We start from the raw sequence: 12,956 nt of genomic DNA on the forward strand, positions 1-12,956 counted from the left end.
AACAAAGCCCATGGCTGACCTACCCAAGACGCCGCTGCTCGACACGGTCGACACGCCGCAGGACCTCCGGAAGCTCGCCCCCGCCCAGCTTCGCCAGCTGGCCGACGAGCTTCGCGCCGAAACCATCAGTGCGGTGGGCTCCACCGGCGGACATCTCGGCTCCGGCCTGGGCGTCGTCGAGCTGACGGTGGCGATCCACTATGTGTTCAACACCCCCGACGACCGGCTGATCTGGGACGTCGGGCACCAATGCTACCCGCACAAGATCCTCACCGGGCGGCGCGACCGGATCCGCACGATCCGCCAGGGCGGCGGCCTCTCGGGGTTCACCAAGCGCAGCGAAAGCGAGTATGACCCGTTCGGCGCGGCGCACTCGTCCACGTCGATCTCGGCGGCGCTCGGCTTCGCGATCGCCAACAAGCTCAACGAAGCGCCGGGCAAGGCGATCGCGGTGATCGGCGACGGCGCGATGAGCGCCGGCATGGCCTATGAGGCGATGAACAACGCCGAGGCCGCCGGCAACCGGCTGGTGGTGATCCTCAACGACAACGACATGTCGATCGCACCGCCGGTGGGCGGGCTTTCGGCCTATCTGGCGCGTCTCATTTCCTCTTCCGAATATCTCGGCCTGCGTGAGCTGGCCAAGCGCTTCACCCGCAAGCTCTCGCGCCGCCTCACCGTCGCGGCCGGCAAGGCGGAGGAATTCGCCCGCGGCATGGCGACCGGCGGCACGCTGTTCGAGGAACTGGGCTTCTATTATGTCGGCCCGATCGACGGCCATAATCTCGAGCACCTGATCCCGGTGCTGGAGAATGTCCGCGACAGCGAGCAGGGCCCGATCCTGATCCATGTCGTGACCAAGAAGGGCAAGGGCTATGCCCCGGCCGAAGCGGCGGCGGACAAATATCACGGCGTCCAGAAGTTCGACGTGATCACCGGCGCCCAGGCCAAGGCACCGCCGGGCCCGCCGGCCTATACCAAGGTGTTCGCCGACGCGCTGCTCGCCGAGGCGGAGCGCGACGCGTCCGTCTGCGCGATCACTGCGGCGATGCCGTCGGGCACCGGGCTCGACAAGTTCCAGGCGACCTTCCCGGATCGCACCTTCGACGTGGGCATTGCCGAGCAGCATGCCGTCACCTTCGCGGCGGGCCTCGCCGCGCAGGGGATGCGGCCGTTCTGCGCGATCTACTCGACCTTCCTGCAGCGCGCCTATGACCAGGTGGTCCACGACGTCGCGATCCAGAACCTGCCGGTCCGCTTCGCGATCGACCGCGCGGGTCTGGTCGGCGCGGACGGCGCGACGCATGCCGGCAGCTTCGACGTGACCTATCTCGCCAGCCTGCCCAATTTCGTGGTGATGGCAGCGGCGGACGAAGTCGAGCTCGTCCACATGACCCATACCGCCGCGATGCACGACAGCGGCCCGATCGCGCTGCGCTATCCGCGCGGCAACGGCGTCGGGCTGGAACTTCCCAAGGTTCCCGAACGGCTGGAGATCGGCAAGGGCCGCGTCGTCCGCGAGGGCAAGAAGGTGGCGATCCTGTCGCTCGGCACCCGTCTCGCCGAGGCGCTCAAGGCCGCCGATACGCTCGAAGCCAAGGGGCTTTCGACCACCGTCGCCGATCTGCGCTTCGCCAAGCCGCTCGACGAGGATCTGATCCGCCGCCTGCTCACCACGCATGAAGTGGCGGTGACGATCGAGGAAGGCGCGATCGGCGGCCTCGGCGCGCATGTGCTGACGCTGGCCAGCGACACCGGCCTGATCGACGCAGGGCTCAAGCTGCGCACGATGCGCCTGCCGGACCTGTTCCAGGATCAGGACAAGCCCGAGAAGCAGTATGACGAGGCCGGGCTCAACGCCGCAAACATCGTCGACACGGTGCTGAAGGCGCTGCGCTACAACGAGGCCGAGCTGGCCGACGGCGTGCGGGCGTAATTTCTCGATCCTCCCCGGCACGGGGAGGGGGACCAAGACGCGCAGCGGCTTGGTGGAGGGGGAGCGCAGCGGGCGATTCCGGTGCGGAGATCCCCCTCCACCACCGCCTTCGGCGGCGGTCCCCCTCCCCGTTCCGGGGAGGATCTACGTCCCGCCCCAGCTTGAATCTCCAACATGCACATGCCATGTACATGCACATGGCCACGCAGCTTCCCCAGACTCGCTCCAGTCGTGTCGTCGTGCTGGTATCGCCCGAGGAAAAGCGGCGCATCTCCGCCAATGCGGAAGCGGCGGACATGACGGTGAGCGATTTCATGCGCACCGCCGCCGAACGCTATACCGAACCGACCGATGCCGAGATGGCGCTGATGCGCGACCTGCTCGCCCAGCTCGAACAGGCCAATGCCCGTACGGACGAGGCCTTCGCAAAGCTCGAATCGGCGCGCACGGCTGCGGCCGCGTTCGACGAGGACGCCTATCGCGCCCGAGTCCGCGAGCAGCTGCTGGCCGATTCCTCGATCGACTGGGATGCGCTCTCCACCGCCCTGTCCGGCTGGGCGCGCCAGTGAGCTTCTGGACCGATGCGTTGCGCGCCCTCCAGCAGGTCGCGCTCCTCCAGCACAAGGTCGATCAGTCGCTGACCACCGCCGAGGAGGCCCGCCGCCACTCGATCGAGACGCGCGAGCGGGTGATCCGCCTGGAAACGCTGATCGATATCGCGATGAAGCGCCAGCCATCCGCGCCACCGCCCGCGCAGCCCGCCCTTCCCGAAAGTCCACAAGCGGGCGGCTAGCGCGCGCTTCCCCGAGCGCGTACATCGCGGTACGTGCTGAAAATGACTGTACTCCCGCTCACCGCCCGCCCCCGTGCGCTCGCGCACTGGCTGTTCGTCGTCGCCGCGATGATCGTCGCGATGGTCGTCGTCGGGGGCATCACCCGGCTCACCGAATCGGGCCTGTCGATCACCGAATGGAAGCCGATCTCGGGCATCATTCCCCCGCTAAACGACGCGCAGTGGCAGGCCGAGTTCGATCACTACAAGCAGATCGGGCAATATGAGCAGCTCAACCAGGGTATGACGCTCGCCGGGTTCAAGAGCATCTTCTTCTGGGAATATATCCACCGCCTGCTCGGCCGCCTGATCGGCATGGTGTTCGCGCTGCCGCTGCTGTGGTTCGCCATCCGCAAGCAGATCCCGCAGGGCTATGGCTGGCGGCTGGTGGCGCTGCTCGCGCTGGGCGGGCTGCAGGGCGCGTTCGGCTGGTGGATGGTGAAATCCGGGCTCAACCACACCCGCACCTCGGTCAGCCATTTCTGGCTGGCGACCCACCTGATGACCGCGCTGTTCACGCTGGGCGGCATCGTCTGGACGATGCTCGACCTGCGCGCGCTCGCCGCCAACCATGCCGAGCGCCCCGCCCGGCTGACCGGCCTCGGCGCGGGCGTGCTGGTGCTGCTGGCGATCCAGCTCTTCTACGGAGCCCTCGTCGCGGGGCTCGATGCCGGACTGGTCACCGATCAGTGGCCGCTGATGAACGACCGCTTCTTCCCCGGCGTGAGCCAGACCGGCGAGAGCCCGCTCCACGCCGCGCTGTATGATCCGGCGATCGTCCACTTCATCCACCGCTGGTGGGCCTGGGTGGTCGTAGGTGGGCTGATCGTGCTCGCGCGCAAGGCCAAGGCAGCCGGCGACCGCCGCGCCTCGATCGCGATCCACTCGGCGTTCGGCATCCAGATCCTCCTCGGCATCGCGACCGTGATGACCGGGGTGAACCTCCACCTCGCCGCCACCCACCAGCTGGTGGGCGCGCTGCTGGTGTGCGCGACCGTGTGGGGCGTCCACGCCGTCGGCCGTACGCGGTGAGCGACACCGCGCTGCTCTACGTCACCTTCGCCAGCCGCGCCGATGCCGAGCGGGTGGCCGAGACGGTGCTGGCGGAGCGGCTGGCGGCCTGCGTCAACCTCCTCGCACCCTGCACCTCGATCTATCGCTGGCAGGGCGGCATCGAGCGCGGCGAGGAAGTGCCGGCCCTGTTCAAGACCCGCCCTGCCCTGGCACTCCGCCTCCGCGAGCGGATCGCCGCGATCCATGGCTATGACCTCCCGGTGATCGAGCAATGGCCGGTCGAAGCCGGCGCTGCCGTGACCCGCTGGATTGCCGAAGAGACCCGCTGAACCGACAGGTATTATTTTACCCGTCAGCAAACCCACGCATTTCTTGACTTTCGGGGCCCAAATGGTTAGAGGGGCATCAATCGCGCTGCCGGCAACGGTGGCGCGTATGCATTTCCTACGCGAAAGGTCACAGGCCATGAAGGCGCTGATGAAGACCACCAAGTCGGCCAAGCCGGCCGAGGTGGAGAAGAAGTGGCACATCGTCGACGCCGAAGGGCTCGTCGTCGGTCGTGCAGCGGTGGTGATCGCGAACGTCCTGCGCGGCAAGCACAAGACCAGCTTCACCCCGCACGTCGACTGCGGTGACAATGTCATCGTGATCAACGCGGACAAGATCCGTTTCACCGGCAAGAAGCTCGGCCAGAAGGTGTACTACAAGCACACCGGCTATGCGGGCGGCATCAAGGGCGTCACCGCTGCCAAGGTTCTCGAGGGCCGCTTCCCGGAGCGCGTTCTGGAGAAGGCCGTGGAGCGCATGATCCCGCGCGGTCCGCTCGGTCGCCAGCAGATGCGCAACCTGCGCATCTTCGCCGGTTCGGAGCATCCGCATGAAGCTCAGAACCCCGAGGTTCTCGACATCGCCGGCATGAGCCGCAAGAACAAGGTGGGTGCATAATGTCTGACAACCGCCAGTCGCTTTCCGACCTGGGCGCAGCGCTGGGCCAGCAGCCCGCCGCGCCAACCGAAGGCCAGGCCGCCGCTCCGGCTGCCGCCGCTGCCGACGCCTATCTCGCCGGCCAGATCGACGAGCCGGCCGCCCCGACCACGCCGCTGCGTGCGCAGGAGCTGGACCAGTATGGCCGCGCTTACGCCACCGGCCGTCGTAAGGACGCCGTGGCCCGCGTGTGGCTGAAGCCGGGCACCGGCAAGATCACGATCAACGGTCGTGACCAGGAAATCTATTTCGCGCGTCCGACGCTGCGTCTCGTCATCAACCAGCCGTTCGGTGTCGCCGAGCGTGAGGGCCAGTATGACGTGATCTGCACCGTCAAGGGCGGCGGTCTCTCGGGCCAGGCCGGTGCTGTGAAGCACGGCATCTCGCAGGCGCTGACCAAGTATGAGCCGGTGCTGCGCGCCCCGGTGAAGAAGGCCGGCTTCCTGACCCGCGACAGCCGCGCCGTCGAGCGTAAGAAGTACGGCAAGGCCAAGGCTCGTCGTAGCTTCCAGTTCTCGAAGCGCTAAGCGTCTCGGCTTCGGCCAAGGAAATTGGGGCGGTCCGGCGACGGGCCGCCCTTTTTCTTGTTCGGCAGCGTGCGCAAATCGCGCGCCCAGCGCCTACCCAAAATGGTGCAACGCAACCTGCTGATACTGTTCGCCGACCCGCTCGCATGGCGCGCCCTTGAGCGGGGCAGCCTCACGACTACGTCGTGAGACGCGTTTCGGATGCACTTGTTCCCTAGCAATCGCCGCGGACTCGCAACGGCCGATCGCACGGAATCTCGATACGGCTACGTATCAACCGTGCTAAAACCGACCTTGTTCACAGGTGTGCATATATCCCACTCTGGGACAGCCCTTCCTAAAAAAATCGGTTCCCCGTAAAGCTTGGGTGCAACGCGGCAAAACCTGCGGGCGGGGAATTCAGACATGCGACGGATATGGACGGCGGCTGCGCTATGCGCGGCGGGCCTGCTGTCGGCTTGCGACGGCAGCAGCGACAACATCAACCTGGCAGACAGCCGGATGACCAGCGGGCTGGTCGATCTGTCGGCCGCCAATGCCGGGCTTTCGCCGGCGCAATCCCAAGTGACCGACGGCATCCGCCTGGCGCGGCAGACCACCTTCGGGCCGACGCCGCAGGTGCTCGAGCAGATCTCGAAGCTGGGGACCGAAGGCTGGCTCAACCAGCAATTTTCCGCCCGCGGCAGCACCTATGCCGATCTCGCGGTGGCGCGCAGGATCGACTATTGCAAGGACGTCCCCTGTAACCGCCGCTATTTCAGCCGCACCCCGGTGGCGATGCGCTTCTACGCCAACGCCGTCTCGGCGCCGGACCAGCTGCGCCAGCGCGTTGCCTTCGCGCTCGCCCAGATGATCGTCGCGTCCGAGCAGGAGCAGCGCTCCACCGCCGGCATGGCGTCGTTCAACCAGCTGTTCCTCGATAATGCATTCGGCAATTACCGCACGCTGCTGAAGGCCGTCTCGCTCAACCCGTATATGGGCATGTATCTGAACATGGCGGGCAGCAACAAGGCAGCCCCTTCCGAGAATTATGCGCGCGAGCTGCTCCAGCTCTTCTCGATGGGCCCGAACATGCTCAACCAGAACGGCTCGCCGCGCCGCGACGCGACCGGCGGCACCGTGCCGAATTATGGGCCGGACGATATCCGCGGTGTCGCCCGCGCGCTCACCGGCTGGGATCGCGCCCGCATCGGCAATGCCCCGATCACCAACCAGCTCGCCGGCGACGACGTCAAGCCGATGATTCCGGTGCCCGATCGCTACGACGCCGGCGAGAAGCAGTTCCTCGGCACGCGTGTCCCCGCAGGTGCCAGCCAGCAGGCGAGCGTGGATGCGGTGGTCGATGCCGCGTTCAACCACCCCTCCACGGCTCCGTTCGTCTCGCGCCACCTCATCGTCCATCTCGTCACCGCCAACCCTACCCCAGGCTATGTCGGCCGGGTGGCGGCGGTGTTCGCCAACAATGGCCAGGGTGTCCGCGGCGATCTCAAGGCGGTGGTCCATGCGATCCTTACCGATCCCGAGGCCCGCACCGCGCCACGTTCCGACCGCGGCAAGCTGAAGGAGCCGGTGCTGGCGATGGTCTCGCTCGCCCGCGCGATCGGCATGACCACCGACGGCTATGCTTTCGTCATGCGCGATACCGGGCTCGGCCAGCCGGTGATGCACGCGCCTTCGGTGTTCAACTTCTACCCCGTCGATTACCCGCTGCAGGGCAGCGCCACGCTGTTCAACCCGGCGTCGAAGCTGCTCAACAGCAGCACGGTGCTGCGGCTCCACAACATGATGTATGAATGGACGGTGCGCACCGAGGTTTCGACCGCGGAGTTCAAGGCGCCGACCGGCTATGGCACCGCCTCTGGCACCAAATTTGCCTGGGCGACCTGGGAGTCCTTCGGCGACAATGTCGATGCGATGGTCGCCGCCGTAGACGTACTATTGCTGGGCAATAGCATTACGCCGGCCCAGCGCGCCGCGCTGCGCACCGCGGCGATGGCGATCAACGACAAGAACGCGCGTGTCCGCGCCCGCAAGCGCGCGCAGATGCTGCTCTACATCGCCGCCACCAGCCCGCAATTCCTGGTCGACCGGTAAGGAACCGATCCGATGACGCTTTCCCGACGCGATTTCGTGCGCCTCACCGCGGGCACCGGTGCCCTGGCCGCCATGGGCCAGCTCGGCCGTACCGCCGCCGTCGCCGCCCCCAGCGGCAGCTACCGGGCGATGGTGGGCATCTTCCTCTATGGCGGCAATGACGGCTGGAACATGGTGGTGCCGACGGATGCCCGGCACGCCGCCTATCAGGCCGCGCGCGGCGGCGTCGCCCTGCCCCGGAACACGCTGACGCCGCTGACGAACAGCAGCTACGCCTTGCACCCGGCCATGGCAGCGCTGCGGCCGATCTGGGATGAAGGCGGGCTGTCGCTGGTGCTCAACACCGGCACCTTGTTCGCCCCGCTGACCAAGGCGACCTACCAGTCGCGCCCGGACCTGCGCCCGAGCAACCTGATGAGCCATTCGGACGAGCAGGCGCATTGGCAGGGTCTGCGCGCCCGCGATGCCGCCAGCGACGGGTTCCTGGGTCGCCTGGCCGATCGCATGCCGGGCGGCCGGCTGCCACCGCTGATCTCGCTCGCCGGCTCAACCCTGGCGCTGATCGGCAAGACGGCGACGCCGCTGGTGCTGCCGGCCTCGGGCCTGCCGGGCCGTTCCGGTTATAGCGCCCAGGACACCGCCAAGAACCTCGCCACCACCATGCTCGCGACGAGCGATGGCGGCCCGATCATGGACGGCGTGGAAACGACGCTGCGCGACACCTTCGACCAGGCGGACCTGGCCAACAGCCTGCTCGCGGGCGCGGGCAGCGTTACCCGCTATTTCGTCGATGCGAACGGGCGCGCGCTTACCAGCGACATCGCCGCACAGTTGCTCGGCGCGGCGAAGATGATCGAGGCACGCGGTACGCTGGGCCATAGCCGCCAGAGCTTCCTGCTCAGCATGGCCGGGTTCGACTATCACGCCAACCAGATCCAGGGCAGCCCAACTGCGGGTGCGCATGCGGACCAGCTTGGCGAGCTCGCCCAGGCAATGGCGGCCTTCCACCGGGCAATGCAGGGACTGGGCGTCGGCGCCAACGTGACGACCTTCACGATGAGCGATTTCGGCCGCACCTATGCCAGCAATGCGCAGAACGGCACCGACCATGCCTGGGGCAACAACCATCTGGTGATGGGCGGCGACGTGGCGAAGGGCGGCATCTTCGGCACCTATCCCGATCCGGTGCTGGGCGGCGCCGACGACATCACCAAGGAAGGCCGCTTCATCCCCGGCATCGCGCAGGAGGAATATCTCGGCGCGATCGCCCGCTGGCACGGGGTGAGCGATGCCGACATGCCCTATGTCTTCCCCAACTGGTCGACCTGGTCCACCGCCGGGCGAGGCCCGCTTGGGCTGTTCCGCCGCTAGAGCGCCACGCTCGGTTCGCCGAGAAAGCGGGCGCGGGTGGAGAAACTCGCGCCGTCGACGGTGATCTCGTTGAACGAGGGCGGCTGGTCGCGGGTGCGCTCGGAAAGCGTGCCTGCCCCGATCAGCCGCACCGTGCGGTCGCCGACGGCATGCTCGATGTCGAACGGATCGTGGACGTGCCCGGTCAGCACCGCATTGGCGCCTGCCTGGGCCAGCGCCTCCAGCGCCCGCCGTCCGCCGCGGGTGCGCGAGGTGGCGCGGGTGCCGGCCTCGACCAGCGGATGATGCGCGGCGACGAATACCAACCCGCCCGACGGCACCGCCTCGGCCAGCGCCAGCGACTTCTGGAGCGCGTGGCGGCTGACATGACCCTTCGACCAGTTGGTGCGAAACTGGAAGCGCGCGGTGGTCTTCAGCGGCACGATCGACACGCCGCGAATGTCGAGCGGGCGCTCGATCATCCGCTCCAGCGCGCGGTAGCGGCGGTACGGCATCGCCAGCCGCGCGAAGGGATTGAAATAGGGCAGGTCGTGGTTGCCCACCTCCACCGTGATCGGCACCGCCAGGCTCTCCAGCCATTCGGCGGCGGCGGCGAACTCCTTGGCGCGGGCGCGCATGGTAAGGTCGCCGGTCATGATCACCGCGGCGGGCTTTTCGTCGCGTACCTTAGCGTTGAACCAGTCGACCGCCTCGCGATTCTCGCGGCCGAAATGCACGTCGCTGACATGGAAGAAGCGGGTCATGCGGCCGGCACCTCCGCGCGCGTGGCGATGAAGGTCTCCAGGCTGCGCCCGGCGCGGATGGTGGTGCCTGGGTCGATCGTCTCGGGCTCGCCGTCGAAAAGCGCGAGCACCGGCTTGCGCTCGCGCAGGCGCAACTGCTCGGTTCGGCTTTCGGTCACCGCGCGCGCCGCAACCCAATCCCCGGTCACCCATTCCCAGCCGAGCTGCGCGATCGCGCCCCAGTCGCGCGCATCGACCGCCGCGACATCGAGGCCGTCGAGCGTGGGCGTGACGAACACCGCCTGGTAGCTGTCGCCGAGCGCGCGCGCGCCCTGCACCCGCACGCCGCGCCGATGGAAGGTGCTCCGCCAGGCGCCGCGCACCGCCGCGAGCAGCCGGCCGAACCGCCCCTTGCGCACCACTTCGCGCGCACGGAACCAGCTCGCCGCCGGCCCCAGGATCAGCCCGACAAACGCGCGGTGCTCGCCCGCCACGATATAGGGCAGCGCCACCCGGCGATCGCAGCCATGCGCGGCGTGGATGATCTTGTGCGGATCGGTCTCGTCGTGCAGCGCCTTGGCGAGCAGGTTCATCGTCCCGCCCGGCAGGATCAGGAACGCGCCTTCCCAATCCGCCAGCGCCCGCAGCGCCGCGTTGATCGTGCCGTCGCCGGCGAACAGCACCACCGTATCGACGTCCGCCGCGTAGAGCCGCGCCGCCTCCGGCAGCGCGTCTTCGGGAAAGCGGGTGCGGCCGGCGAGCCGCAGCCCGCGCTCCTCGAACACCGCCTCCATCGCTTCGCACTTGGCCTGCGAGGTCGTGCCGGAATTGGGATTGGTGATGAACCAGAGCGTCTGCATGGCCCTCGTAACGCCCGAGAACCGATTTCGTCGCGCGGGCTCTCAGCGGCCGATGAAGTGCGCCTCACGCTTTTCGAGGAAGGCCGCGATCGCCTCGCGGCAATCCTCGGTCCTGGCGGCGATGCTCTGGTGATCGGCCTCGATCTCCATCGTCTCGGCCAGCGTGCCCGAAAGCGCCACGCTCACCTGCTTGCGGATCAGCCCCAGCGCCACGGTGGGCATCGCCGCCAGCTTGGTCGCCAGCCCGTGCGACACCTGCAGCAGCCCGCCATCCTCCACCACCCGGGTGACGAGCCCGTTGGCCAGCGCCTCCTCGGCCAGCATCCGCTCGCCGAGCAGCGCCATTTCCAGCAGCCGCGCGCGGCCCGCCGCCTTGCCGATCAGCCAGGTCGCCCCGGCATCGGGCACCAGCCCGATATTGGCGAAGGCGAGCAGCAGATAGGCCGATTGCGCCATCACCACGATGTCCGCCGCCAGCGCGATCGAGGCCCCTGCCCCGGCCGCCGCCCCGTTGACCGCGGCGACGATCGGGATCGGCAGCTCTGCCATGGTCGCGATCACCGGATTATAGTGCCGCCGCAGCGCCTCGCCCGAATCGCGCATGCCGACGCTGGCGGTGAGGTCCGCGCCCGCACAGAACGCCCGGCCCTCGCCGGTGAGCAGCACCGCCCGCGCGCCGTCGTCCGCCGCGCGCCGTAGCGTCGCCGCGAGCAGATCGAGCATGTCGGGGGTGAGCGCGTTGAGCCGTTCGGGGCGGTTCAGCTGCACCACCGCGACATCGCCTTCCATCGCAAGCAGCACCGGCGCGTCGGACATCCTCACTTCTCCTTCTGGTTGGAAGACGGGATGCCCGCGCGCGCGGCCGCGCGCAACTCAAAGCTCCTTGAGCACCGTCGCCGGGTCGGCGAGCACGGCGGGATCGACCGTCATCCGCTCGGCGACCAGCCGCTTGCCCTGGACATAGTCGCGGGTGGCGTTGACGCAGTCGAGCGCAATCACCCGTCCCTGCTTGAGATAGATCACCGAGAAGGACCGCGCCGCCGGATCGCCGCGCAGCACCGTCGCATCGTGGCCGATCGAGAGGCCGACGGTCTGCAGCTTGAGGTCATACTGGTTCGACCAGAACCACGGCACGGCATCATAGTGCGCGTCCTGGCCGGTGAGCAGCTTGGCGACGACGTTCGCCTGGTCATTGGCGTTCTGCACCGATTCCAGCCGGATCTCGGCATCGTCGGCATAGGCGTTGACATGCAGCGCGCAGTCGCCGATCGCATAGACGTCGGGCAGGCTGGTGCGGCACTGCGCGTCCACCCGCACGCCATTGCCGCCCGCCGCGCCTGCGTCGAGCAACGGTGCGACTTCGGGGACGATGCCGATGCCGACGATCACCATGTCCGCCGGCAGCACCTCGCCGCCCGCCAGCCGCACGCCGGAGACGCGCCCGTCCTGCTCCTCCAGGCACTCGACCAGCGCACCGGTACGGATCTCGACACCGTGGGCGCGATGCTCGGCCTCGTAGAAGCTCGACAGCGGCTCCCCGGCGACGCGGGCGAGCACCCGGTCCATCGCCTCGAGCACCACCACCTGCTTGTCCGCCTTGATCAGCGCGGCCGCCGCCTCCAGCCCGATATAGCCGCCGCCGATCACCACGATCCGGCGGGTCGCCGGCAGCTCGGCGAGCAGCTGGTCGACATCACGCCGGGTGCGGATGGCATGGACGCCGGCGAGATCGTGCCCGCTGCACGCCAGCCGCCGCGCGCTGCCGCCCGCCGACCAGACCAGCGCGCCATAGCCGATCTGTGCGCCCGCCGCGTCGGTGACGGTCTTCGCCACCGAATCGACTGAAACGACGCGGCGCCCGGTCAGCATCGTCACCGCCCGCTCTTCCCAGAAGGCGGGCGCGCGGATCAGGATGCGCTCGAAGCTCTTCTCGCCCTTCAGATAGTCCTTGGAGAGCGGCGGGCGTTCATAGGGCAGCTCGGGATCCTCGCCGATCACCGCGAGCGTGCCCGCGAACCCCGTCTGCCGAAGCGCCACCGCGCACTGCGCCCCGCCATGGCCGCTGCCGACGATCAGAATATCGAACCTGTCCAAAAAGCGCACTCCCTGCGATCCCATGCACGAAATCGCCATACTCATACCAACGCGTGCCAGATACCGCGCCAGCCGCCATCCCATATTGGCGGCGCGCAGGCGCGCCAATAGCGTCAACTACCCCATTGCCACTGCAGTTAAGCAACGCTATTCCGCCGGGCAGAAACGCTGATGCGCCACAGCCCCGTGGCGCGATTGCGGGTGTAGCTCAATGGTAGAGCAGAAGCTTCCCAAGCTTACGACGAGGGTTCGATTCCCTTCACCCGCTCCATTTTTCGATCTCACGAAATCCCACAGAGCTTTGTAAACCGCGGAAATCTGCGGTATTTTTCGGGCTGTCCGGTTCGTGATCGCTCGTCTCGTCTCATCAAATCGCAACTGCAGATGGGGCCTTCTCAAAAATCGCGGGCCCCACTTTTTTGCACGGGCCCCACAGTGATCGGGCCTCGGGATGAGAGGCCCGAACCATGCCGCTGAATGATCTGGCGATCCGCAAGGCCGCCGCGTGGCCATGGAACAGTG

The 12,956-nt window shown here is 67.8% G+C and carries 13 protein-coding genes and 1 tRNA gene; 10 read left to right on the top strand and 4 right to left on the bottom strand.

The genetic code is table 11. The features are described from left to right. Nucleotides 1–10: 10 nt before the first annotated feature. The 9 genes from dxs (at nucleotide 11) to ABIC65_RS07535 (ending at nucleotide 8,758) form a co-directional block, all read left to right on the top strand. On the top strand, nucleotides 11–1,936 hold the full coding sequence (gene dxs, locus ABIC65_RS07495; protein ID WP_354307868.1) for a 1-deoxy-D-xylulose-5-phosphate synthase: 1,926 nt from the start codon (nucleotides 11–13) through the stop codon (nucleotides 1,934–1,936). A 197-nt stretch (nucleotides 1,937–2,133) separates the two neighbouring features. After that, on the top strand, nucleotides 2,134–2,505 hold the full coding sequence (locus ABIC65_RS07500) for a plasmid mobilization protein (protein WP_354307870.1): 372 nt from the start codon (nucleotides 2,134–2,136) through the stop codon (nucleotides 2,503–2,505). Further along, entirely contained in the window at nucleotides 2,502–2,729 is a 228-nt protein-coding gene (locus ABIC65_RS07505; RefSeq protein ID WP_354307871.1) for a hypothetical protein, read from the top strand. The genes ABIC65_RS07500 and ABIC65_RS07505 overlap by 4 nt, the downstream gene beginning before the upstream one ends. Nucleotides 2,730–2,771: 42 nt before the next feature. Then, complete coding sequence (locus ABIC65_RS07510) at nucleotides 2,772–3,800, top strand: COX15/CtaA family protein (RefSeq protein ID WP_354307872.1); 1,029 nt, start codon at nucleotides 2,772–2,774, stop codon at nucleotides 3,798–3,800. After that, nucleotides 3,797–4,111 carry a divalent-cation tolerance protein CutA gene (gene cutA, locus ABIC65_RS07515; RefSeq protein ID WP_354307874.1) on the top strand — a complete coding sequence of 105 codons (315 nt, stop codon included), beginning with the start codon at nucleotides 3,797–3,799 and terminating at the stop codon, nucleotides 4,109–4,111. Before ABIC65_RS07510 ends, cutA begins: the two co-directional genes overlap by 4 nt. Nucleotides 4,112–4,247: 136 nt before the next feature. Then, a complete protein-coding gene (gene rplM / locus ABIC65_RS07520; protein ID WP_084253420.1) occupies nucleotides 4,248–4,727 on the top strand; it encodes a 50S ribosomal protein L13 in 480 nt (159 codons plus the stop codon). Then, a complete protein-coding gene (gene rpsI, locus ABIC65_RS07525) occupies nucleotides 4,727–5,293 on the top strand; it encodes a 30S ribosomal protein S9 (protein ID WP_168844838.1) in 567 nt (188 codons plus the stop codon). The genes rplM and rpsI overlap by 1 nt, the downstream gene beginning before the upstream one ends. A gap of 405 nt (nucleotides 5,294–5,698) precedes the next feature. Further along, nucleotides 5,699–7,387, top strand: a complete 1,689-nt coding sequence (locus tag ABIC65_RS07530; RefSeq protein ID WP_354307875.1) for a DUF1800 domain-containing protein — start codon at nucleotides 5,699–5,701, stop codon at nucleotides 7,385–7,387. 12 nt (nucleotides 7,388–7,399) lie between these two features. After that, a complete protein-coding gene (locus ABIC65_RS07535; RefSeq protein WP_354307876.1) occupies nucleotides 7,400–8,758 on the top strand; it encodes a DUF1501 domain-containing protein in 1,359 nt (452 codons plus the stop codon). Here the strand turns inward: ABIC65_RS07535 and ABIC65_RS07540 are convergent. Genes ABIC65_RS07540 through ABIC65_RS07555 form a run of 4 tightly spaced genes read right to left on the bottom strand, consistent with a single transcriptional unit; the run spans nucleotide 8,755 to nucleotide 12,434 of the window. Continuing rightward, the gene (locus ABIC65_RS07540) at nucleotides 8,755–9,501 is read right to left on the bottom strand and encodes a metallophosphoesterase family protein (RefSeq protein ID WP_354307877.1); all 747 of its coding nucleotides are present in this window, start codon (nucleotides 9,499–9,501) and stop codon (nucleotides 8,755–8,757) included. The genes ABIC65_RS07535 and ABIC65_RS07540 overlap by 4 nt on opposite strands. Beyond that, nucleotides 9,498–10,340 (bottom strand): diacylglycerol/lipid kinase family protein, encoded by an 843-nt coding sequence (locus tag ABIC65_RS07545; protein ID WP_354307878.1) that lies wholly within the window; start codon nucleotides 10,338–10,340, stop codon nucleotides 9,498–9,500. The genes ABIC65_RS07540 and ABIC65_RS07545 overlap by 4 nt, the downstream gene beginning before the upstream one ends. A 42-nt stretch (nucleotides 10,341–10,382) precedes the next feature. After that, nucleotides 10,383–11,156: an enoyl-CoA hydratase-related protein gene (locus ABIC65_RS07550; RefSeq protein ID WP_354307880.1), complete on the bottom strand. Its 774-nt coding sequence runs from the start codon at nucleotides 11,154–11,156 to the stop codon at nucleotides 10,383–10,385. 57 nt (nucleotides 11,157–11,213) lie between these two features. Continuing rightward, nucleotides 11,214–12,434, bottom strand: coding sequence for an NAD(P)/FAD-dependent oxidoreductase (locus ABIC65_RS07555; protein ID WP_354307881.1), 1,221 nt, complete (start codon nucleotides 12,432–12,434; stop codon nucleotides 11,214–11,216). Nucleotides 12,435–12,631: 197 nt separating this feature from the next. Here ABIC65_RS07555 and ABIC65_RS07560 point away from each other — a divergent pair. After that, nucleotides 12,632–12,705, top strand: a tRNA-Gly gene (locus ABIC65_RS07560). The last annotated feature ends 251 nt before the right edge of the window (nucleotides 12,706–12,956 follow it).

It is taken from the genome of Sphingomonas trueperi (genome assembly GCF_040545665.1).
In the GTDB taxonomy this organism is placed as follows: domain Bacteria; phylum Pseudomonadota; class Alphaproteobacteria; order Sphingomonadales; family Sphingomonadaceae; genus Sphingomonas; species Sphingomonas trueperi_B.